Origin of the sequence: Westiellopsis prolifica IICB1 (assembly GCF_004323185.1) — a bacterium.
GTDB classification, from domain to species: Bacteria; Cyanobacteriota; Cyanobacteriia; order Cyanobacteriales; family Nostocaceae; genus Pelatocladus; species Pelatocladus prolificus_A.
On the sequence record NZ_NAPS01000002.1, the window covers coordinates 609,993 to 631,416 of the forward strand.

Below are 21,424 nucleotides of genomic sequence, written 5' to 3' on the forward strand. Positions count from 1 at the left end.
CCATACTACGTTAGTAGCATTCTTTAACCAGCTACAAATTTTACTTGTTAAATATTCTATTTATAGATTCAAATTATTTCAGGGAAATTTATAGTACATTCATTGCCAGTAGTTAATAATTTGATTTGGCATAGTATAAGAAACACTTGCATCAGTATATCTATAGATATATCTAAATAATACATATTACTGGTAAAAATTGTTATGGTACAAGCAATTGACACCGCAAAAGTTAATCTTTCGCAAGCTGATTTCGAGATAGCTGCTTACCTAGCCCAGCCTCAAGAACCAGGCTGCTATCCAGGAGTTATAGTCTTGCAAGAAATTTTTGGAGTGAACTCGCATATCCGCGATGTTACAGAACGTATTGCTCGTGAAGGCTATGTGGCGATCGCTCCCGCACTGTTTGAACGTGTCGCCCCTGGTTTTGAAACAGGTTACACACCAGCAGATATAGAAGTGGGTAGAGTCTACGCTTGGGAACAAAGCCAAGCATCAGAATTACTCAGCGATATTCAAAGCGCGATCGACTACCTCAAAACTCTACCACAAGTAAAACAAGATGGTTTTGGTTGTATAGGTTTCTGCTTTGGCGGTCATGTTGCCTATCTTGCTGCTACTCTTCCAGATATCAAAGCAACTGCTTCCTTCTACGGCGCACGCATTACTAACGCCACACCAGGAGGTGGCGATGCTACTATCACTCGTACAAAAGATATTCCAGGCACTCTCTACGCTTTCTTTGGGATGAAAGATACCACTATTCCTGCTGAACAGGTAAACCAAATTGAAGCAGAGTTAGAAAAATATAAGATTCCCCATCGCGTGTTTCGCTACGATGGAGCTGATCACGGATTTTTCTGTGAGCAACGTGCCAGCTATAATCCTATAGCTGCAGCTGATGCTTGGGAACAGGTAAAACAACTGTTTGCACAGCAGCTACAACAATAGTCAATGGTCAATGGTCGAGGGTCAATGGTCAATGGTCAATGGTCATTAAAAACTCTGGACTATTGACTATTGACTATTGACTAATTAACAATTTGTCTGCACAAGTCATGAATTCTGAAACTAAATTTTCTCAAAAAGCCAATTCATCTTTTTCAATGGACGATTTTGCTAAAGCGTTGGAAAAACATGATTACCAGTTTCAAAGAGGACAGGTAGTACATGGGAAGGTATTCCAGTTAGACCCAGATGGCGCTTATGTAGATATTGGTGGTAAATCGTCTGCCTTTATTCCCCGTGAAGAGGCTGCTTTGAGAAATGTAACAGATTTGTCAGAGGTGCTACCACTCAATGAGGAATTAGAATTTTTAATCATTCGCGAACAAGACGCAGAAGGGCAAGTTACACTTTCGCGGCGACAATTAGAAATTAAACATATTTGGGAACGACTAGCCCAAATGCAGGATAATTCCCAGACAGTAGAAGTCCGGGTATTCAATGTCAATAAAGGCGGTGTTACTGTTGATATTCTGGGACTACGGGGATTTATTCCGCGATCGCACCTGCTCGAACGTGATAACTTAGAATCCCTCAAAGGACAAACTCTGACTGTTAGTTTTTTAGAGATCGATCGCAATAATAAAAAACTTATACTTTCCCAGCGTTTGGCAACTCGTTCTGCGAGCTTCAGTACCTTTGAACTAGGTCAGTTAGTAGAAGGGAAAATTAGTGGTATCAGACCCTTTGGTGTATTTGTAGATTTAGATGGCGTCAGCGCTTTACTTCACATCAAGCAAATTACTCAGAAATTTATTGACAATCTGGAAAAAGTATTCCAAGTTGGTCAGTCAATCAAAGCCGTAATAATTGACTTAGATGAGGGCAAAAATCGGGTTGCTCTTTCCACCAGAGTCTTAGAAAATTTCCCTGGGGAAATGCTAGAAAACATGGATGAAGTCATGACAAGTGCTGAAGCACGTGCAGAAAGAGCCAGGAAAAAAATTACTGAATAATTTTCACTAGTGGTTAGCATTAGGCCTTTCAAAGTGGATAGAAAAAGAACGATGATCTAACTTAAGAAGATATATTTCCTCTTTGTGTCTCTGTGGCTTTGTGGTGAAAAAGTATTTTTTAACACCAAGACACTAAGACACCAAGAAATTTTCATTCTCTAGATTGACATCTTGAAAGGTTTGGTGGTTAGGGGTTAGCTGTTATACTATTTCACGTTAATAGCGATACATATGAATTTGTACCAGACGCATTCGCTTTTAGCGTTCCCGCAGGGTAATTTCGCGTCTGGTACAGGGTCTGTATTTGTATCAGATTTTTTGTGAAATGGTATTAGTGATTGTTTTTTTTACTAACAAATTTTTCCGTAGTATTTCCCAGCTTTCTTCATTAAATGCAAATTTAATTGACTCTACTAAATTGCTCCAACTTTCCAACGTTGGCTTGCAAGGGGCTTGGGAAGCTTCACCTGCAAAAAACTTTGCCCACCATTTAGGTGCTTGCTTTCTGTATTCAGGGTTTAAATTTTTTCGCCAACGCCTACGCCATTTAGCTGTTTCTGATTGGGTTGGTGGCTTGACTCCCAGAATTGGCGGAAAATCTGCATAACTGACAAACTTACTCACACCTTTACCATGGACGTAAACCATGTAGCGCCAGCATTCTACAACATAAATATTCTCTGGTTGAATATTTAACATCAAGCAAACAGCTTCTTCGGTGACAAATCTGGCTAATGGATTGATGATTGACGACTTATGGACAATTTTTGACTCACGGATGACAATCGCTTTTGGTGTAGGTGATGATAACATATAGACAAATCCTTTTGAGATGGATACATCCAAATTCCTTGGCGGATAACTTGTTACGGATGGTGTATCCGTTTGAAGAAGAGATTTAATTTAATGCAAAAGCGATCGCCCTTCAGTTTCCTACGCCGGGGGTGATCGTTTTTTAATTTAAAGTGTAATAATTAAACGATATAATTTCATCGTTTGTCAAGATAAAAAATGGGGCTAATTAGGCTACGGATTAAGGAATTTGCAGGTGAAAAGGGTTGGACGCTCAAGGATGTCTCTGACTATTCGGGAGTAGCCTATAGTTCAGTCAGAGCCTACGCGCGATCGCCAGGGTTAGCAATGGTAGATTTTACCTCTATTTTGAAAATGGCGCGAGCATTGGATGTGATGATTGAAGACTTAGTTGAGGTAGTAGAAGAATAGGGAATATTACTATACAACAAAACTGGTATTAGATGCGATCGCGGATTTTTTCCTTAATATTCAGCATTCGGTTAATGGGGCTGTTACTTTCAGCCCTAGCTTTGTGGGTATTTGCTCAAATCGCCGATGAAGTTCTAGAACAAGAAACTCAAAGGTTCGACAAAAGCATTTTACTAGCAATTCGGCAGATGCATACACCCATTGGCAATCACATGATGTTGGGTATCACTTTTTTGGGTGAACCGATCTTTTTGCTGCTGATTTGTTTAGGAATAGCAATCAGATTACTGTATTATCGCCATCGTTCGCAAGCAACTACTTTGGGTATTGCCGCAGTTGGTGCGATCAGCTTAAATTATTTACTCAAAGTGCTATTTGGTAGGGCGCGCCCGCAACTATGGAATCGTATTGTTGACGTCGGTCAATACAGTTTTCCTAGCGGTCATGCGATGATTTCATTAGTAATTTATGGTTTCATTGGCTATCTAATCGCAAAGCGGTATCATCGTTGGCGAGCATGGATTTTTACATTCACCATTATTTTGATTATAGCAATTGGTTTTAGTCGGCTTTATCTTGGCGTACACTGGCCGACTGATGTGATAGCTGGTTATGCTGCGGGTGTCGTCTGGTTAATGACTTGTATATTGAGTTTGGAAATGTGGCGAATATATAGGACGTCGGGTAGACGTTCAACATCAAATGAGCGAAATTAGCAAGAACTTATAGATACACTATAATTACACATTCTTAATGTGGAGTTGATGGTGTATGTATCGCCGCATTAATGTGACCTTACCCGATAAAACTTTAGAATTGCTAGATCAGTTTGCACCAAAAGGAGATATAAGTCGCTTCATAGACGAAGCTATTCACAATTACATTGCTCAAATTCACAAACACAGACTACGAGAGCAATTAAAACAAGGTGCTATCCGTCGTGCAGAACGCGATCGCCATCTTACGGAAGACTGGTTTGCTCTAGAGGAAGAAGCATGGCAGCAAAACGCACAATAATATATCCTAAACGCGGAGAAATCTATCTTGTAAGTTTTGACCTTGTCATAGTTTGACTAGGAAAGAGGGGACAAGCAATCAAGGTTTTCCGAAAAACGACTTTGCCGACTTGTTATGATTGTTATCATTTATATCCTTGGCTGAATTGATACTTGCGAAGTATCACTTTGGTAGTGATTTTTCGGTTTGATCATTTTACTTCATGACAAAGGTGTGAAGATAGCATGACTATACGGCAGTTCCAGGGAAAAAAATACTTTGCGGTGCAGATTAGTTTACTGCGCGATCGCCAAGCTTTCCTAGAAGAAATTCGTCAAAGAACAAGATTAGAAACCAAAGCAAGTTCTCTACTGGTTACTAGTTCAATTTTCTTTGCTATTTATGGTGCGATTATTGGTGCATCTCATAGTTGGATGCAAGCATTATCTGCTGCGATTAAATTGCCGATTTTATACTTATTAACGCTAATAATTTGTTTGCCAACTTTGTACTTTTTTAATGTTTTATTTGGTTCCCGTAGTACCATTCAACAGCATTTAGTAGTATTGCTCACAGCTATGTCTGTGATTAGTGTTCTGCTTTTTAGTTTGGCGCCAGTAACGCTATTTTTTCTGATCACTGCTCCTGATTCCTACCAATTTTTTAAACTGTTAAATGTGTTCATTTTTGCGGTTACAGGTTCTTTTGGTGTTAAATTTCTTTATGAAGGAATGCAGTTGCTTTCCCAACAAGATGAGGTTGGTAAAGGAACTCGCACTACTATTTTAAGATCCTGGCTGTTGCTTTATGCCTTTGTTGGTATGCAGCTAGGATGGACTCTCCGACCTTTTTTTGGTGATCCTAAAACTTCCTTTGAATTGTTTCGCTCGGTACGAGGTGGTAGCATCTATCTTGATATCGTAGCGGCGATTTCAGAAATATTGGGTTTCCGTTAAACACAGTAATAATGCATCTACCATACTGTATTTGGTTTTCATTAACTTTCATTTGTGAAAAAAGATATTTGCGATCGCACTTTTACTCGTTGCATCTGGAATAGTACCTCAAGAAAGGATTAGCCAACTCCAAACAGAAGCCGAAGAACTCACACGTATTCTTGGTGCAATCATAGTCTCCACCAAAGACTGCAAATAGGGACATTCTCCCAATTTTTAATTTTTAATTTTTAATTTTTAATTTTTAATTGTTAAGCGGAGAGGGTGGGATTCGAACCCACGGATGCTTTCACATCACTCGATTTCAAGTCGAGCGCATTCGACCACTCTGCCACCTCTCCAAAAAAAGCTGCCGAAGTGTGTTCGTCAGCCGTCAGCTAAAAAAGCTGACCAGTAAATAATCATAACTCAAATTCATGCAGTTTGCACTACTGAACGGGATTTTTCATACAAAATTTCTTCAGCCACTTTGTAGTCATTACTAACCCAGACACTAGAAGCTTGGGAAACTACTCCATCTTCCAGCAGAACAATCGAGAAATTCCGCAATTTTTGACCATCACTATCCACGATTCTCGGTACACTCGCCGCATTTAAGTAAACTGTTCCCTCTGGACTAGTAAACACGCGCTTTCGCAACACTTTTTTGGTGTGTCGTAATGTCTGGTGCATATGACCAAATGTTACCAAAGGAACAGTTTTACCAGCAGTGAGAGTAAGAGATATCGCCTCAGCTAAATCAGGATCGCCAAAATCACCGCCGATAGGGTGCCAATCTTTACCACAAGGGTCTTCGGGGCGATCGCCTAACCCAGAAGGGCCATTATGACCCACAAAAATAATTGTCTCATAAGCAGCCTTTTTGACTGCGGCAAAAATCCGGACGGCGGACTCATCCAGATCCTTTACACCATACCGTTCTTTGCAGATGTCAGCAAATCGCCACTCCGGTCCACCCCAAGTAAAGGGACGTCCCCCGACCACTGTCAAGTTAAAAGCAGGAATATCGAGCTTCCCATAACCAACATGGGCTGCACCTAATAAATCTAGCTGTTCCTGCACCCAATCTTCTTGAGAACGGTCGTAGGGACACTTTTTTCGTCCCCATTCTGTGGCAGTGTACCATGCATCGTGGTTTCCCATCACTGCTGCCTTGGGAATTTCAAGGGATGCGATCGCTCTTACCACTTCTACCGACTCGTTACCAAAGTCTCCGACAAACAGCACTAAGTCAACACCAAGATGCTTGAGTGCATTAGCATCCTCCACTTCCCATTGATCGTGAACATCTCCAACTACAGCGATTTTCAATGTTTTTAAACTAATTGTCTGACTGGTCATGCCACTTTCCTTGCCATATGCTTCCAGGATAGGCAATCCATAACGATTTTGTCATAACTCCCAAAATTGTCTTATGATTTCACTTGATAATTGTTCACTAATAACTGATAACTATCACTTTACACCATCATTATCAATTGCACTGTAAACGTCATCGGGTGCGAGTCCTAACCAAGGATCGGAACTGGGAGTTAAAAACAGTTCGGCGTAAACTTTTTCATTCAATGCGTCTAAATTACTAGTTTGATTATTATCCTGTACAAACCATTGATGAATTTGTCTGTGTAGCATATATTCATTTCTGACTGTATCGAGAGCGATCGCAGTTTCAAAGTTATTTACCACTCTCGCTAAACCGTCTTTTTGACTATTAGCAGACTGAAACTTTTTCGCTCGAATCACAGCAATACTGTTTTGATCTAGTTTGGCATCACTTATATAAAGTCTGGCGATGCGATTCCAAGCTGCTTGATCGGTAATTTCCGAAGGATTATTTTGTCCTGGTTGGAGTGTGTTCAGCATGGGGCTTTCCACTCTCATTTTAGTTACTGCCAGTGACCCTGCAACAGTAGCGTTGGGAATTTGACTAGAATTACTCGGAGATTCTACTAATCTTGGTGCTGACTGGATACCCAACTTTGATAAATCTGCTGTCCATTGGGTTTGGATGCTATTGAGGCGATCGCGATGGTATTTTTGTAAAAAAGCTTCCTGTTGTGATTTGCCAAGCTTGCTATATTGTTTTGTCGCTAATTCCGCCTGCTGGAGTTGACGTAGAAAAGCTTTCGGCCCGTACAATCCTGGAATAGCATCTATTGGACGACCGGAACTATCTAAAATGTAATGAATACTGTTACCTGTAATTGTGCGTTCTAACTTCCGTCCATCACCAAAATCAATCGTTACTTTTGGTACAGGACGGACTGATTGCCAGTGTAAGATAAAATCCTTTCTTAATTTTTGAGATATTTCTGCATTCGGATATAGTGCGACTCGAAAAAATCGACTGTTAGCACAACTGAGATCCGTATCTAAATTACCCAGCAACCGCAGAGATAGAATTGGTTTACCACTAGCTTTCGCAGCTGCTTTTGCTTGCTCTAAGTCAGTATACCAATATAACTTCGAGGCGTAACAATCTCGTTGTTGGCAGAGTTTATCTAAAGCTTGGCGAATTTGTGAAGAAGAGTTTAATTCATTGGCGTGGGATTTGAGAAATACTTCCAAACCCTTTGGACCTTGTTGTCGTAGTACAGCAACTTCTTGAGATAATTTAGAGGTTTTTGATATGGGAGTTTGAGAATAAGTTGGTTGTGAAAGACTAACGCTAACCAGGATTAACGCAAATGGAATTTTTAAAGTAGTCAATTTCATATAAAAACCCACTTAAGGTAGATTTTTGGGGTTAAATAGTCAGAATAGCTTGCCTCTAATTTAGTTTCTATTGCTTAACATTAATTTATTAAGTGATAACCCTACCTCTGTTAAGGTATCAGACTTGAAATGAATTTTTCTTGGTGTCTTAGTGTCTTGGTGGTGAAAAAGATAATCTTTGAAACACCAAGACACTAAGACACAAAGAATTTAAATTCTAAAAGCAATTTGTCAGCTATAAGACTTCAACAATTCCTGCATTTGCTTGACACTCACCAACGTATTCGCGCACAAAATACCAGACGCAGCTACCGCAGGGACACCAATTCCTGGCATAGTGCTATCACCTACACGATACAAACCTTGTATGGGTGTATGGGTTCCCGGAAACATACCCTTACCTGCTGCGATCGCAGGACCGTAGGTTCCCTGATATCTTCGTAAATAATCAGCATGAGTTAGGGGTGTACCGATGAGTTCTAATACTACACGCTCTCTAATATCCGGGATAATTTTCTCTAAGGCGCGATACAAAGTTTGTGCTTTTTCCCGTTTCTTGTGTTCATATCCATCATCGCGTTCCCAATCAATATAAGATTCTAGGGTGTAAGCATGGACTACGTGGTGTCCTTCAGGGGCAAGTTTTGCATCCCAAACGCTGGGGATTGACACCATACAAGTGTTCCCTGGTGTGGTGATATCTTTGTTAGCATCGTGAACTACTACGTGATGTCCCGTTAAATTTTCTAAACCATCAGCACGAATGCCTAAGTGTAAATGCATAAAACTTGCGACTGCGGGTGTAGCTAAAGCTGCTTGGCGAGCAGATGCAGGTAAGTGATCAGAATCTAATAGTTGAGTGTAAGTATCCCAAATACTGGCATTAGAAATTACTATAGGCGCTTGCAAGATAGATCGCGATCGCAACCGCACACCGACAACTTTTCCCGATTCCACTAAAATTTGCTCAACATGACACCCCAGCAGCAACTTACCACCCCAGCGTTCTAACCCCCGTACCAAAGCGTTAACAATCGCTCCACTACCACCCACAGGATACTCAACACCAGCACGAGTACGTTCACCTAACATAAAAGCTACTTCGGGGGCAATTGTACCGTGTGCTTTTAAACCTGATAAGAGAAAACATTCTAGGTCAATCAACCGTCTGACCCAAGGGTCTTTTACTGTAGCATCAATTACACTACCCACAGAAGCTTGCAAAAGCGGCAGGTTAGGTAGCATTTTTAACAAACATGGGGAGTAATGTCCCAGAAGCAGAGGGAGTAATTGCCAATCTGCTCTCAGCGCTAGAGTCGGAATGCCTTTCATCGCATCATACAAAGGCAAGAGGCGACGTTCAAACTGTTCTAATTCCTTTGCACCAACAGAAGTAATTTTAGCTACTTCTTCACGATAGCGATCGCCATCACTATAAACTGCCAAAGTACCTTCGGGAAAATGGTAATGTCCTAATGGGTCATAGCGTATGGCTGTCACAGATTCACCGATCGCATCTAAAACTTGTTTCAGAGGATTCAAACTCTGGATATCGGTTAAACCACAGTAAAATGAAGGGCCAGAATCAAACTCAAATCCCCGACGTTTAAAATTATGAGCAGCACCACCAGCAATTGTGTGACTTTCACAGACAACTACCCGTTTACCATAACGTGCAAGTAAGGCCGCAGCACACAACCCACCAATCCCGCTACCTATGACGATGACATCATATTTGTCCTTTGTCATTTGTCATTTGTCCTTTGTCTTTTGTTTAATACTAATAACAAATGACTAATGCCCAATGACCAATGACTATTGTACAGACGCGATTTATCGCGTCTCTACCAATGACCAATGACCAATGACCAATGACCAATGACCAATGACCAATGACCAACCATTAATCGAACTAAAAGGTGTTTCTAAATCCTTTGGTGACAATAAGGTATTAGATAACATGGATTTGACTATTTACCGGGGAGAAGCATTAGGAATAATTGGACCTAGTGGTACTGGTAAATCAACAATTCTACGTATAATTGCGGGTTTGATTGCTCCTGATGCTGGAGAAATTATTGTGCAAGGTGTGCGCCGAGAAGGATTAATTGAAGATGCAGCCGATTCAGTTGGTATTGGTATGGTGTTTCAGCAGGCGGCCTTATTTGATTCACTGACAGTCGATGAAAATGTCGGGTTTTTTCTCTATCAAAACTCAAAACTACCGCGATCGCGAGTTCGTGAACTAGTTGAGGAAAAATTAGAGATGGTGGGTTTACCAGGAATAGGCGATCGCTATCCTGCGGAACTATCTGGAGGGATGCGAAAACGGGTAAGTTTTGCTCGCGCAATTATGTCTAACCCGGAAAATCCCAAAGAAGGAGCAGAGGTTTTACTATACGATGAACCCACGGCCGGACTCGACCCCATCGCCTCAACAGTCATCGAAGATTTAATTCGACAATTGCGATCAACACAAGGAGTTTGTAGCACCTACGCAATTGTCACTCACCAAGAAAGCACCATCCGCAGAACAGCAGATAGGCTAATATTTCTCTATCACGGTACAGTACAGTGGCAAGGGGCAGTCAGTGAATTAGACCACACAGATAATCCTTTAATTAGACAATTTATGAGTGGAAGTATATTTGGACCAATTCAAGTAGCAGGATGACGGATCGGAAGGAGACAAGGGAGACAGGGAGGACAAGGGAGACAGGGAGGACAAGGGAGAGAATAAACACCTATCAATCCCCGATCCCCGATCCCCGATCCCTGATCCCTGATCCCCAATGACAACCAACAAACCACAACCTAATCTAAAATCTAAAAATCTGAGTGGGAGGATAAAAAAATGCGATCGCGCACTTTTCGAGAAGGTTCTGTGGGTTTACTGCTCCTCGTTGGAGTAGGTGTGTTTGGAGTAATTATCCTCTGGTTAACAAGATTTAGTGCTGCTGCGAGTTCATACAAAGCTTTTGTTGAATTTGCAAATGCTGGTGGGATGCAAAAAGGAACAGTTGTTCGCTTTCGCGGCGTCAAAGTCGGTAATATTTCTGCAATTCGACCAAGACCTAACAATGTAGAAGTAGAAATAGAAATTGCCAATCCTAACCTAATTATCCCTCGTGATGTCAAAGTAGAAGCGAATCAATCGGGTCTGATTAACGAAAGCATAGTTGACATCACACCGAAATCACCATTACCAAGTGGTACGATTGCTAAACCATTAGATAGAAATTGCGACCCGAATCTCATCGTTTGTAATGGTTCACGATTAAAAGGTCAAATTGGCATCAGTTTGGATGAATTAATTCGTAGCAGTACTGTTTTTGCTAATCTTTATACTCAACCCCAAATCTACGATAATCTCAACAATACATTAGTCAATGCTTCAAAAGCGGCTGCTCAAGTTGTTGTTCTTAGTCGCGATCTTTCCAACTTAACAAAAAGTACGCAAAAACAAATAAGTGGCTTGTCAACTGCTACAAATTCAGTGGCAAATGCAGCCGATAAAATCACCGCATCTGCTACTCAAACAACTAGTCAATTTAGTACCACAGCAAAGGATCTCAGCCTCACAGCAAATCAAGCAAGTCAACTGCTCAAAAATCTGGATACCTTGCTCACAAGTAATCGTTCTTCACTGGTTGGCACTTTAAATAATATTAGGTCAACTACAACTGAACTCAGAACTACAGTTAGCAGCTTATCACCAACCATCAATCGCTTGACACAAGGAGAGTTAATTCAAAATTTAGAAACACTCTCTGCAAATGCAGCACAAGCTTCAGCTAATTTGCGGGATGCGAGCCAAGCGCTTAACAATCCTAATAATATTTTGGTGTTGCAACAAACTCTAGATTCTGCCAGAGTAACATTTGAAAACGTCGAGAAAATCACTTCTGATTTAGACGAATTGACTGGTGATCCAAATTTTCGAGAAAATGTCAGAAACCTGGTAAATGGTTTAGGTAAATTACTGTCTTCTACTGAGCAAATAGAGCAACAAATTGAAGTTGCATCTACACTTGATGCAGTCAAAACAGCCGTAAAAAATCCCAAAGCCACAACATTAACGACAAACAAAAATCAACCAAAAAACAAAGACCAACCAGAAATTCAATTTAATCTTCCACCCACAACACTGACGAGTGCAAGCAAAGAAATTCAACCAACAGCAATTGAGTTTACTACCTCACAATCTCAAGAAAAGCTATTGCAGAAATTACGTGAATATAGTAAGGATCGGGGACAAGCGGGAAAATAAACGATAATGACCATTGACCATTGACTAATTCCAATCTTGTTCATCTTTTTTAGAGCGGCTTTTATAAATTCCACCAACGGCGTGAATGGCGCGAGTCTTGTCAAATAGCTCCGCTTCCGTTAGACCCCACTGTTGTAGTATTTTATCCAAGTCGCTTTGAATATCCCTTGCACCGGGAAAGCCGTGATAACGGATTCGCAATCTCGCTAATTCTGCCAAATTATACTCTGTCGCCTCACCAACTAGTAAACTTTCCACAATCGAGCGATCGCGATTATATAAAGGATGTTGTTGATCTTTATTCATAAACATTTAGTTTAGTTGTTAGTCAATAGTCAATAGTCAAGGGTCACTGCCCAATGCCCAATCCCCCATGCCCAATCCCCCATGCCCAATGCCCTAACAGACGGCTACCCTACCTAAAATCTTACGGCTCTCCTCACTGCCGTTAAACTTAAAATAAAGATACATTGTCTTTAAGAAAAGTAGACAAAAGTTCAGGTGAGGGTGAAATTGACTTTACCCGAAGCCCAAGCAGCAAGGGAGCAAAACCCGCTATGTTTGAACATTTCACTTCCGAAGCTATTAAAGTAGTTATGCTCGCTCAGGAGGAAGCCCGAAGACTGGGTCACAACTTCGTAGGAACTGAACAAATTCTCCTGGGTTTGCTGGGAGAAGGAAATGGGGTTGCTGCCAAAGTGCTGACTGAATTGGGCGTTACTCTCAAAGAAGCACGTCGCGAAGTCGAAAGAATTATTGGTCGGGGTTCTGGCTACTTACCACCAGAAATTCCTTTTACCCCGAAAGTTAAAACCTTATTCGAGCAATCATTTAAAGAAGCTCGTAGTTTAGGACATAACTATATTGGTACTGAACACTTACTATTAGGATTAACTGAAGCAGGGGAAGGAGTTGCTGCCAAAGTACTGCAAAATTTGGGTGTTGACCTCAACAATATCCGCAGCACAGTTATTCGTATATTAGGTGAAGTTACACCCACAACTGTAGGTGCTAATACCAGTCCTAGACGCAGCCAAAATTTGAGTTTAGAAGAATTTGGCAGAAATCTCACCAAATTAGCACAAGAAGGTAAGCTCGATCCTGTAGTTGGTCGTGAAAAAGAAATTGAACGCGCTATCCAGATTCTTGGTCGTCGCACGAAAAACAACCCCGTATTGATTGGTGAACCGGGAGTTGGTAAAACTGCGATCGCGGAAGGTTTAGCACAACGCATTCACAACCAAGATGTCCCCGATATTTTGCAAGACAAACAAGTCATCAGTCTTGATATGGGGTCAGTGGTAGCAGGTACTCGCTTCCGTGGCGATTTTGAAGAACGTCTGAAGAAAATCATGGACGAAATCCGCACTGCGGGTAATATCGTTCTGGTAATCGATGAGATTCACACCCTCGTTGGTGCTGGTGGTGTAGAAGGTGGTATGGATGCTGCTAACATACTCAAACCCGCATTGGCTAGAGGTGAACTCCAGTGCATTGGTGCAACTACCCTTGATGAGTATCGTCAGCATATCGAACGCGATGCTGCACTAGAGCGTCGTTTCCAACCGATTATGGTTGGTGAACCTTCGGTAGAAGAAACAATTCAGATTCTCCAAGGTTTGCGTTCAGTATACGAACAACACCATAGAGTAGAAATTACTGACCAAGCATTGGTTGCAGCTGCTAATTTATCTGATCGTTATATTAGCGATCGCTTCTTGCCAGATAAAGCCATCGATTTGATTGATGAAGCTGGTAGCCGTGTGCGTCTGCGGAGTTCGATGGTTTCTGCGAATCGCGAAATCAAGCGCCAATTAACTGCTGTCGGTAAAATTAAAGACGAAGCTGTTAGAGCGCAAGATTTTGACAAAGCTGGAGAATTACGCGATCGCGAGTTGGAACTCGAAGCTCAATTATTAGATGCACAAACTGATAAATCTGTCAAGCCTCTCGTAGTTGACGAAGAGGACATCGCCCAAATCGTCGCCTCTTGGACTGGCGTACCAGTCAACAAATTGACCGAATCTGAGTCTGAGATGTTGCTGCACTTAGAAGATACCCTGCATCAGCGCCTCATTGGTCAAGAGCAAGCAGTTACGGCTGTATCCCGTGCGATTCGTCGCGCTCGTGTCGGCTTGAAGAATCCCAATCGACCCATTGCTAGCTTTATCTTCTCTGGGCCTACGGGAGTTGGTAAGACTGAATTGGCTAAGTCCTTAGCCGCTTACTTCTTCGGTTCTGAAGAAGCCATGATTCGTCTGGATATGTCAGAATTCATGGAACGTCATACCGTCTCCAAGCTAATTGGTTCGCCTCCTGGTTTTGTCGGCTATGACGAAGGTGGACAATTGACCGAAGCTGTCCGCCGCAGACCATACACAGTGTTGCTATTCGACGAAATCGAAAAAGCGCACCCCGATGTATTCAATATGCTGCTGCAAATGTTGGATGACGGTCATCTCACTGATGCTAAAGGTCGAAAAGTAGACTTCAAGAACACCTTGATTATCTTGACTTCTAATATTGGTTCACGAGTCATCGAAAAAGGTGGTGGCGGTTTAGGCTTCCAATTCAACGAAAACGAAGCCGAAGCAAGTTACAACCGGATTCGTAACTTGGTGAACGAAGAAATGAAGAATTACTTCCGTCCAGAGTTCCTCAACCGTCTTGATGAGATTATTGTCTTTACTCAACTCAAGAAAGAGGAAGTCAAGCAAATCGCTGAGATCATGCTCAAAGAAGTTGCTGGCCGCTTAACTGAAAAAGATATCACTTTAGAGGTGAGCGATCGCTTCAAAGAGCGTGTACTTCAAGAAGGTTACAACCCCAGCTATGGTGCTAGACCCTTACGTCGGGCGATAATGCGCCTCTTAGAAGATTCTCTAGCAGAAGCATTGTTATCTGGTCAAATTGGTGAAGGTGATACAGCCATTGTCGATGTTGACGATGATGGACAAGTCACAATCAACAAATCAGAAACCAGAGAGTTCATATTGGCAAATGTAGGCTAAGATTTATACATTCACGTTGTTGCGCTAACATTGTTGAAAAAGACTGTCGCTCCTATGTAGCCTAAAGGAGCGATTTTGATAAGCCTCTGGCAATATTGGGTGAAATGGTGATTTTAAAAACCCCTGATGCAATTATCAGGGGTTTTTTATATTATTCTCTTTTATGTAGGTATTCCCCACTTACCCACAAAAGACTATAATTTGGTGAACCATACAGTTGTACTGTCAATTACTCAAGTCTAAAGCAATACGCTCGTTTCCCGCTTACCGAGAGTTTTTATGATTGAAAATCAAAATTTCCATTTAATTAAAGAAACTGCTAGTGCAGATGATAGAGGAAGGTTAACCCTGGGTGCTGTTGCCAAAACAAAGAGTTACCGAGTCTTAATTAATGAAGTTGGACAAATTTTGCTAGATCCTGTTGTTAACATTCCAGAAAGAGAACTGTGGATATGGCAAAATTCTGTTGTTCGTAATTCCTTAGAACTGGGTATCAAACAAGCAACCTCTGGCGAACTTCATGATTTGGGTTCATTTACTCACTATGCAAATTTAGAGATTGAAGAATAGGTGTTGGGTGAATTTCCGCTTAGTATTTACGACTGAAGCAAAAGAAGCTTTAGCTAAATTGCAAGAAACAGACTCTAAAAAGTACCAAAAAGTGTTAAAAACGCTGGGTTTGATGGAAACAAACCTCAGACATCCTGGTTTAAATACTCACAAATATGAATCACTGTCAGGCCCCAATGGCGAAGAAATTTTTGAAGCTTATGTAGAGAATAAAACACCCGGAGCTTTCCGAGTGTTTTGGTTTTATGGGCCAGAACAAGGAGTTATAAGTATTCTTGCAATTACACCACATCCTTAGTCAAAATAAATAAATGCGATCGCCACTTTTTACAATTTAGCTTCATTGACTAACATCTCTGGTAACTTCTTATCTTCTACAGAATCAATGCTTTCAGGGAAATCAGCAAAACCGTCGATCGCATCTTTGATAAAACCAGCTAGAGGAACAGCAAGCAGTAACCCTAATAATCCGCCAATATAAGTTCCTACCAGCAAAGAGATAATTACCCAAATTGGTCTTAGACCAGTAAAACTGCCTAAAATTCGGGGTGCGATCGCTTGATCAATCAACTGGTCAAGAATTAGAGATAGAACTAAAACTTTAGCAGCTAACCAAATGTTATGTGGTGCAAGTATTAAAGCAATAATAAAATAACTCACGATATCACCAAAAGGAACTAGGCTCAAAATTGCCACGCCCAAACCAAACACTAAACCAAATTTTAGTTTCAGAATTAAATATAAGATCGTTTGTGACACTCCCAACATTAAAGCTAAAATCACCTGACCAATCAGAAAATTTTGAAAATTCTTCTGAAGAGATTGTTGTATTTTTTGGGCTAAGTCAAAAGGTATCTTTTTAAATATTCCTTGCCAAATTCTTTCACCATCTATTAAAAAATATATTGTTAATACAACTGTAATTAAAGCTTCCGAAATGCTATCAATAGTATCTACAATAATACCAAATAGCTTATCTCCTGTTTTTTCCAACTCATCTGGTAAATGATTTATAGACTGATTAAATATTTCACTAAAATTAATATTTAGTCTGTGACTGGCTGCCCAATTATTGAGAAATTGAAGTTTTTGTTCAGTAGCATCAATCCATTGAGGAACTGATACAATCATTTCATTGAATTGTTGTAGAGCAATAGGTAACAAAGTAATACCCAAGCTGACCACAATTACTAAACCTGAAATTAAAACTAATAACACTGCATATTTACGTTGCATTTTTCTTTGCTCAAGAAGTGCAACAGGGTAGTCCAAAATAAAAGCTAACAAAGTAGCTAAAACTAAAATAGTGACTATGGGTTGAAAATATTGAAAAACTTTAAAAGCTAACCAACCATTAAGAAAAATTAATGGAAAGAGGAGCGTCAAAATTAACCATTGCAGAAGTTTATTGAGAGAAATCATGATTTGAAATGAGCAATCATAAATGAACTTATACATTTATATATAAGAATATAGGACTAGTTTTACCTCATACTGTTGGCGAATTCTGAAATCTCAAAAATATTTACCAAAAGTAGAGACGTTGCACTGCAACGTCTCTACAATCCCAAAATTATGACAAAAAATCCTATCCCTTAGAGTATTGGATCACGAATTTGTTACTAATTTAATCCCCGTTCCCCGTTCCCTGATCCCTGATCCCCGATCCTTAATAACTGTTAAATCTGCTGTGACTGGAATTATCTGCACCGCGCAGGCTTTTAATTCTGGTTGTAGAGAATCGGGACAAGATTCAGGATGAGTAAGGGCGTTGGCTTCGGCGTTATCCGCCCACATAGCACCCCAATGCATGGGGACGAACACTGTACCAGGGGCGATCGCTTTGGTAATTTTGGCTGGGAAGAAAGTTTTGCAACGGCGCGATCGCACTTCGACTAATTGATTATCAGTAATTCCTAATCCAGCAGCATCACGGGGATGAATTTCGATAAACGGTTCAGGGTGCATTTGCCGAGTTTTTTCAATCCGACCAGTGCGTGTCAGGGTGTGCCAATGTCCGTAAAGTCTACCATTCGTCAGCACAAAAGGATAATCAGGATCTGGCGGTTCTGCTAGTCCCCGCGAGTGATAAGCTCCAAACCTGGCGCGTCCATCGGGGGTGTGAAAGCGTAAGTCAGTATATAATCTTTTGGATTCCCCATTTCCCCGTTTCTCTATCTCTTTGTCGGGATGTGGCCATTGAGTCGGGCCTTGGGATCGCAATTGTTCATGGCTTAATCCTGTCATCTCGCAGGGGCGATCGCGAGTGAGTTGGACAAACTCTGCAAATATCTCAGCGGAGTTAGCAAAAGCAAATTCTCCAACAAAACCTAACCTGCGTCCAACTTCGGCAAAAATTTCCCAATCTGGTTTAGCTTCTCCTGGTGGTCGGCGAAATGCTGGACATAGGGTAACTCGGCGTTCCGAATTGGTCATGACGCCCGTTTTCTCACTCCATTGAGCAGCAGGTAGAAGAACATGAGCGTAGGTAGCAGTTTCTGTAGGATAATAGGCGTCTTGGTAAATAGTAAAAGGCGATCGCATCAACGCTGCTTTTGTCCTTTCCAAATCTGGCATACTCACCGCCGGATTAGTCGCAGCAATCCACAACAAGCCGACATTCCCATCTTCTAAGCCAGTAATCATGTCCCAAGCTGTCAAACCAGGATTAGGTGAAATTTGTCCACGCTTTAATCCCCAAATTTCTTCAACTTCGGCGCGGTGTTGAGGATTTTTCACCAAGCGATAACCAGGTAACAAATGCGCCAATCCTCCAGCTTCTCTACCTCCCATGGCGTTGGGCTGACCTGTGAGGGAGAATGGCCCAGCTCCTGGTTTACCAATCTGTCCGGTCATCAAGTGCAAATTAATGATAGTTCTGACCTTGGCTGTCCCTTCTGAAGACTGATTTACACCCATGGACCACATAGACAACACCCGTTGTGATTGACCCCAGTACCTAGCTGCTGTCTCCAAATCTTTAATGTCTATTCCGCAGCGATCAGCTACTATTTCTGGAGAATAATGGCGGATTACCTCAGCATAAGCAGGGAAGTTGCTGGTACAGTCGTCAATAAAACCGACATCAATATGGTTCCAACGCATCAACAAGTGAGCAATTCCATTCAACAAGTCAATATCTGTACCAGGACGAATTGCTAAATGTAAGTCAGCTACTTCTGCGGTTGCTGTACGACGAGGATCAACCACAATCATTTTGACCTTGCGGTTTTTTTTGTGGTATTTCTCCAATCGGTTAAAAATGATGGGGTGACACTCTGCTGTGTTAGTACCAATTAAGAATGCACAATCAGTTAACTCCAAATCGTCATAGCAGCAGGGAGGCCCATCCGCACCAAAGCTTTGGATATAACCAGCTACAGCACTAGACATACACAAGCGAGAGTTCGCATCAAAATTATTGCTACCCAAGCATCCTTTCAGCAACTTCTGGGCTATGTAATAATCTTCGGTTTGAAACTGACCAGAACCGTACATGCATATGGCTTGTGGTCCTTGAGTGAAACGCACAGTTTGAATGCGTTTGGTGATCAAATCAAAAGCTTCATCCCAACTCACACGCTGGAATTTTTGATCTAAAGAATCGCGCACCATCGGATAATGCAGTCTGTTTTTATCCAAAGATTCAGCAATGGTTGCACCTTTGACACAAACCATTCCTTGACTTGATGGATGGGTTTTATCACCCCGTACTCGCCAAATTGGGTTCCCTTGACTATCGCGATAAGTTGCTTTACCTGGTTGGGCTGGGGGTGAAACTTCTAAACCACAGCCAACACCACAGTAAGGACAGAGTGTTTTATTAACTTCAGTCATAGTTTTATCAGGCGAACGCCGATGCACACTGATGCACATCGATAAATTATTTGTGTGAATTTAGTTTTATCTAGATGTGGTTTTTTCTAAGAAGAGATATTATCAGGTGTAATTGCTTGAAAGCATGAGATTAAGTTAGATTTAATTACATTTAATGAGCGCTAAAGCGCTCACTACTAACTGGAGAAAATTTGAGTTTTAAATTTTATTCTTCTGAGATTATGGCAGAGCTTTGAGTTGTCTTTTCTGGTAATTCGCCTTCATAAGCACTAGCAAAAGAGTCCTTGGGTTCTTTGAGGAAGAAGGCACACATAAAAGCACAAATCATGGCGGCTATTCCCATTGTGGAAAATAATGTGGAGGCGTCGGTTAAGCTAAAAATTGTTAGATAAACAACTCCACCAAAATTACCGTAAGCTCCGACGTTACCTGCTATCTGTCCTGTGGCTTCTTTTTTAATTAGGGGTACGATACCGTAAGTTGCACCACAGCCAGCTTGAGCAAAATAAGCTGCAAACATAGTGACAGCGATCGCTAAGGGTAAAGGCCAGCTACTGTTAATAAAATGTGCCATCAAATAGCCAATACTAATACCAACACTAATAATCGTCATTGTCCATTTACGAGAGCCAAATTTATCAGAAATTAAGCCACCACTAGGACGAGAAATTAAGTTCAAAAATGGATAGGTAGCGGCTATCATTCCAGCAACTACATGCTCTAATCCAAAGGTTTTTTCAAAGAAGGCAGGTAGCATAGAAACGGCAGCAAGTTCAGAGCCAAAATTAGTAATGTAAGTGAACTCTAATAATGCTACTTGTCTAAACTGATAACGTTCCGAAGCAGCATATGTTTTCTTGCCAATTAAAAGTTCTTTATTAACCTGCCAAGCTTTATAGGTTTGGTAAATAAACAATCCTGCTAACACCAACCAAACTAAATACATTTGGCTCAGAGTTAAAAAATGAATATTCTTTTGTTCCAAGCGCCAAGCTAATAAACCCAAGGCAAAAATTAAACCAAAATTGGAAATAATCATTGCCCAAAAGCTTTTGACACTGGTTACTTCTAAAGCACCATTTTTCTTAGGACGTTTATAAACTTTACCAACAGGCGTATCTTTTACGCTATTGAAATAAATTAGACCGTAAATTGCAGCAATGATTCCTGTCAGAGCGATCGCAAATCGCCAATTGGAAGCGCCACCAGTCACCAAGCTAGCAGCCACTGCAATTGTTGGTAAGGTAAATTCTGCCCCAAAAGCCCCAAAGTTACCCCATCCACCATAAATACCTTGAGCAATACCAATTTCTTTCGGGGGAAACCATTCAGCCACCATGCGGATACCCACCACAAACCCAGCTCCAACAATCCCCATCAACAAACGACTAATGACTAGATGGTGAAAATTTTGTGAGAGTGCAGTCGCTAAACAGGGAACAGAAGCAAAGATCAATAGTAATGAATAGGTAATTCTCGGACCAAAGCGATCCAGCAGCATACCAATGATGATCCGCGCCGGAATTGTCAAAGCGAGGTTACAAATACCTAAAGTTTTGATTTGTTCTGGTGTCAGATTTAACTGTTTGCCAATAGTTGTCGCAAAGGGAGCAAAGTTAAACCAGCATACAAAAGTCAGAAAGAAAGCAAACCAAGTCAAATGTAAGATGCGGTAGCGACCATTAAATGAAAATAATCCTTTCAGCATAAGATGTTAGTGATTGCTGGTTAGTGATTAGTGATTAGTGATTAGTGGTTAGTTGTTGGTTGTTGGGCATCGGGCATTGGGCATTGGGCTTTAAGAGTCGTCTTTTGTAAACAAGTATTTGTATTTCGCTGACGAGTCTTTTATACTCAACGACGGGTCTTTTATACTCAACGACG

The 21,424-nt window shown here is 41.1% G+C and carries 19 protein-coding genes and 1 tRNA gene; 11 read left to right on the forward strand and 9 right to left on the reverse strand.

Annotated elements, in window-relative coordinates:
• The first annotated feature begins 204 nt into the window (after positions 1 to 204).
• Together B4U84_RS16875 and B4U84_RS16880 are read left to right on the forward strand one after the other, a co-directional pair.
• On the forward strand, positions 205 to 951 hold the full coding sequence (locus B4U84_RS16875; protein ID WP_017310261.1) for a dienelactone hydrolase family protein: 747 nt from the start codon (positions 205 to 207) through the stop codon (positions 949 to 951).
• Between the two features lie 107 nt (positions 952 to 1,058).
• Positions 1,059 to 1,961: a S1 RNA-binding domain-containing protein gene (locus tag B4U84_RS16880; protein WP_017310262.1), complete on the forward strand. Its 903-nt coding sequence runs from the start codon at positions 1,059 to 1,061 to the stop codon at positions 1,959 to 1,961.
• A 309-nt stretch (positions 1,962 to 2,270) separates the two neighbouring features.
• On the opposite strand, the gene B4U84_RS16885 is transcribed toward B4U84_RS16880, so the two are convergent.
• Positions 2,271 to 2,774 carry a hypothetical protein gene (locus B4U84_RS16885; protein ID WP_017310263.1) on the reverse strand — a complete coding sequence of 168 codons (504 nt, stop codon included), beginning with the start codon at positions 2,772 to 2,774 and terminating at the stop codon, positions 2,271 to 2,273.
• 198 nt (positions 2,775 to 2,972) lie between these two features.
• Between B4U84_RS16885 and B4U84_RS16890 the strand changes: the two genes are divergently transcribed.
• The 4 genes from B4U84_RS16890 (at position 2,973) to B4U84_RS16905 (ending at position 5,137) form a co-directional block, all read left to right on the forward strand.
• Positions 2,973 to 3,185 carry a helix-turn-helix domain-containing protein gene (locus B4U84_RS16890; protein WP_017310264.1) on the forward strand — a complete coding sequence of 71 codons (213 nt, stop codon included), beginning with the start codon at positions 2,973 to 2,975 and terminating at the stop codon, positions 3,183 to 3,185.
• Between the two features lie 74 nt (positions 3,186 to 3,259).
• Positions 3,260 to 3,901: a phosphatase PAP2 family protein gene (locus B4U84_RS16895; protein WP_131119599.1), complete on the forward strand. Its 642-nt coding sequence runs from the start codon at positions 3,260 to 3,262 to the stop codon at positions 3,899 to 3,901.
• Between the two features lie 55 nt (positions 3,902 to 3,956).
• The gene (locus B4U84_RS16900; RefSeq protein ID WP_131119601.1) at positions 3,957 to 4,202 is read left to right on the forward strand and encodes a hypothetical protein; all 246 of its coding nucleotides are present in this window, start codon (positions 3,957 to 3,959) and stop codon (positions 4,200 to 4,202) included.
• A gap of 224 nt (positions 4,203 to 4,426) precedes the next feature.
• Positions 4,427 to 5,137 (forward strand): actin-binding WH2 domain-containing protein, encoded by a 711-nt coding sequence (locus tag B4U84_RS16905; RefSeq protein WP_131119602.1) that lies wholly within the window; start codon positions 4,427 to 4,429, stop codon positions 5,135 to 5,137.
• Positions 5,138 to 5,393: 256 nt separating this feature from the next.
• Here B4U84_RS16905 and B4U84_RS16910 read toward each other — a convergent pair.
• From B4U84_RS16910 to B4U84_RS16925, 4 genes are all read right to left on the reverse strand, one after another.
• Positions 5,394 to 5,478, reverse strand: a tRNA-Ser gene (locus B4U84_RS16910).
• Positions 5,479 to 5,551: 73 nt separating this feature from the next.
• Positions 5,552 to 6,478: a TIGR04168 family protein gene (locus B4U84_RS16915; protein ID WP_017310267.1), complete on the reverse strand. Its 927-nt coding sequence runs from the start codon at positions 6,476 to 6,478 to the stop codon at positions 5,552 to 5,554.
• Between the two features lie 114 nt (positions 6,479 to 6,592).
• Positions 6,593 to 7,852 carry a hypothetical protein gene (locus tag B4U84_RS16920; protein ID WP_131119604.1) on the reverse strand — a complete coding sequence of 420 codons (1,260 nt, stop codon included), beginning with the start codon at positions 7,850 to 7,852 and terminating at the stop codon, positions 6,593 to 6,595.
• 231 nt (positions 7,853 to 8,083) lie between these two features.
• Positions 8,084 to 9,601 carry a phytoene desaturase family protein gene (locus B4U84_RS16925; protein ID WP_131119606.1) on the reverse strand — a complete coding sequence of 506 codons (1,518 nt, stop codon included), beginning with the start codon at positions 9,599 to 9,601 and terminating at the stop codon, positions 8,084 to 8,086.
• A 136-nt stretch (positions 9,602 to 9,737) separates the two neighbouring features.
• On the opposite strand from B4U84_RS16925, the gene B4U84_RS16930 reads away from it, so the two are divergent.
• Both B4U84_RS16930 and B4U84_RS16935 read left to right on the forward strand, forming a co-directional pair.
• Positions 9,738 to 10,526, forward strand: a complete 789-nt coding sequence (locus B4U84_RS16930; protein WP_131119608.1) for an ABC transporter ATP-binding protein — start codon at positions 9,738 to 9,740, stop codon at positions 10,524 to 10,526.
• Positions 10,527 to 10,706: 180 nt separating this feature from the next.
• Complete coding sequence (locus B4U84_RS16935; RefSeq protein WP_131119610.1) at positions 10,707 to 12,122, forward strand: MlaD family protein; 1,416 nt, start codon at positions 10,707 to 10,709, stop codon at positions 12,120 to 12,122.
• A 24-nt stretch (positions 12,123 to 12,146) separates the two neighbouring features.
• On the opposite strand, the gene B4U84_RS16940 is transcribed toward B4U84_RS16935, so the two are convergent.
• Positions 12,147 to 12,428: a DUF3288 family protein gene (locus B4U84_RS16940; protein ID WP_017310272.1), complete on the reverse strand. Its 282-nt coding sequence runs from the start codon at positions 12,426 to 12,428 to the stop codon at positions 12,147 to 12,149.
• A gap of 251 nt (positions 12,429 to 12,679) precedes the next feature.
• Here B4U84_RS16940 and B4U84_RS16945 point away from each other — a divergent pair, with 251 nt between their 5' ends.
• The 3 genes from B4U84_RS16945 (at position 12,680) to B4U84_RS16955 (ending at position 16,001) form a co-directional block, all read left to right on the forward strand.
• The gene (locus tag B4U84_RS16945) at positions 12,680 to 15,133 is read left to right on the forward strand and encodes an ATP-dependent Clp protease ATP-binding subunit (protein WP_131119613.1); all 2,454 of its coding nucleotides are present in this window, start codon (positions 12,680 to 12,682) and stop codon (positions 15,131 to 15,133) included.
• Positions 15,134 to 15,412: 279 nt separating this feature from the next.
• Entirely contained in the window at positions 15,413 to 15,703 is a 291-nt protein-coding gene (locus B4U84_RS16950) for a hypothetical protein (protein WP_131119615.1), read from the forward strand.
• Between the two features lie 7 nt (positions 15,704 to 15,710).
• On the forward strand, positions 15,711 to 16,001 hold the full coding sequence (locus B4U84_RS16955; protein WP_017310275.1) for a hypothetical protein: 291 nt from the start codon (positions 15,711 to 15,713) through the stop codon (positions 15,999 to 16,001).
• 29 nt (positions 16,002 to 16,030) lie between these two features.
• Here B4U84_RS16955 and B4U84_RS16960 read toward each other — a convergent pair whose 3' ends face one another.
• From B4U84_RS16960 to B4U84_RS16970, 3 genes are all read right to left on the reverse strand, one after another.
• Entirely contained in the window at positions 16,031 to 17,125 is a 1,095-nt protein-coding gene (locus tag B4U84_RS16960; protein ID WP_017310276.1) for an AI-2E family transporter, read from the reverse strand.
• A 186-nt stretch (positions 17,126 to 17,311) separates the two neighbouring features.
• Positions 17,312 to 19,540: a molybdopterin oxidoreductase family protein gene (locus B4U84_RS16965; RefSeq protein ID WP_044450078.1), complete on the reverse strand. Its 2,229-nt coding sequence runs from the start codon at positions 19,538 to 19,540 to the stop codon at positions 17,312 to 17,314.
• A 205-nt stretch (positions 19,541 to 19,745) separates the two neighbouring features.
• The gene (locus tag B4U84_RS16970; RefSeq protein ID WP_131119617.1) at positions 19,746 to 21,248 is read right to left on the reverse strand and encodes a NarK family nitrate/nitrite MFS transporter; all 1,503 of its coding nucleotides are present in this window, start codon (positions 21,246 to 21,248) and stop codon (positions 19,746 to 19,748) included.
• Positions 21,249 to 21,424 lie beyond the last annotated feature (176 nt).

Coding starts and splice junctions, on each gene's coding strand:
- B4U84_RS16875 (WP_017310261.1), top strand. CDS start 205: ATGGTACAAGCAATTGACACCGCAAAAGTTAATCTTTCGCAAGCTGAT.
- B4U84_RS16880 (WP_017310262.1), top strand. CDS start 1,059: ATGAATTCTGAAACTAAATTTTCTCAAAAAGCCAATTCATCTTTTTCA.
- B4U84_RS16885 (WP_017310263.1), bottom strand. CDS start 2,774: ATGTTATCATCACCTACACCAAAAGCGATTGTCATCCGTGAGTCAAAA.
- B4U84_RS16890 (WP_017310264.1), top strand. CDS start 2,973: ATGGGGCTAATTAGGCTACGGATTAAGGAATTTGCAGGTGAAAAGGGT.
- B4U84_RS16895 (WP_131119599.1), top strand. CDS start 3,260: ATGGGGCTGTTACTTTCAGCCCTAGCTTTGTGGGTATTTGCTCAAATC.
- B4U84_RS16900 (WP_131119601.1), top strand. CDS start 3,957: ATGTATCGCCGCATTAATGTGACCTTACCCGATAAAACTTTAGAATTG.
- B4U84_RS16905 (WP_131119602.1), top strand. CDS start 4,427: ATGACTATACGGCAGTTCCAGGGAAAAAAATACTTTGCGGTGCAGATT.
- B4U84_RS16915 (WP_017310267.1), bottom strand. CDS start 6,478: ATGACCAGTCAGACAATTAGTTTAAAAACATTGAAAATCGCTGTAGTT.
- B4U84_RS16920 (WP_131119604.1), bottom strand. CDS start 7,852: ATGAAATTGACTACTTTAAAAATTCCATTTGCGTTAATCCTGGTTAGC.
- B4U84_RS16925 (WP_131119606.1), bottom strand. CDS start 9,601: ATGACAAAGGACAAATATGATGTCATCGTCATAGGTAGCGGGATTGGT.
- B4U84_RS16930 (WP_131119608.1), top strand. CDS start 9,738: ATGACCAATGACCAACCATTAATCGAACTAAAAGGTGTTTCTAAATCC.
- B4U84_RS16935 (WP_131119610.1), top strand. CDS start 10,707: ATGCGATCGCGCACTTTTCGAGAAGGTTCTGTGGGTTTACTGCTCCTC.
- B4U84_RS16940 (WP_017310272.1), bottom strand. CDS start 12,428: ATGAATAAAGATCAACAACATCCTTTATATAATCGCGATCGCTCGATT.
- B4U84_RS16945 (WP_131119613.1), top strand. CDS start 12,680: ATGTTTGAACATTTCACTTCCGAAGCTATTAAAGTAGTTATGCTCGCT.
- B4U84_RS16950 (WP_131119615.1), top strand. CDS start 15,413: ATGATTGAAAATCAAAATTTCCATTTAATTAAAGAAACTGCTAGTGCA.
- B4U84_RS16960 (WP_017310276.1), bottom strand. CDS start 17,125: ATGATTTCTCTCAATAAACTTCTGCAATGGTTAATTTTGACGCTCCTC.
- B4U84_RS16965 (WP_044450078.1), bottom strand. CDS start 19,540: ATGACTGAAGTTAATAAAACACTCTGTCCTTACTGTGGTGTTGGCTGT.
- B4U84_RS16970 (WP_131119617.1), bottom strand. CDS start 21,248: ATGCTGAAAGGATTATTTTCATTTAATGGTCGCTACCGCATCTTACAT.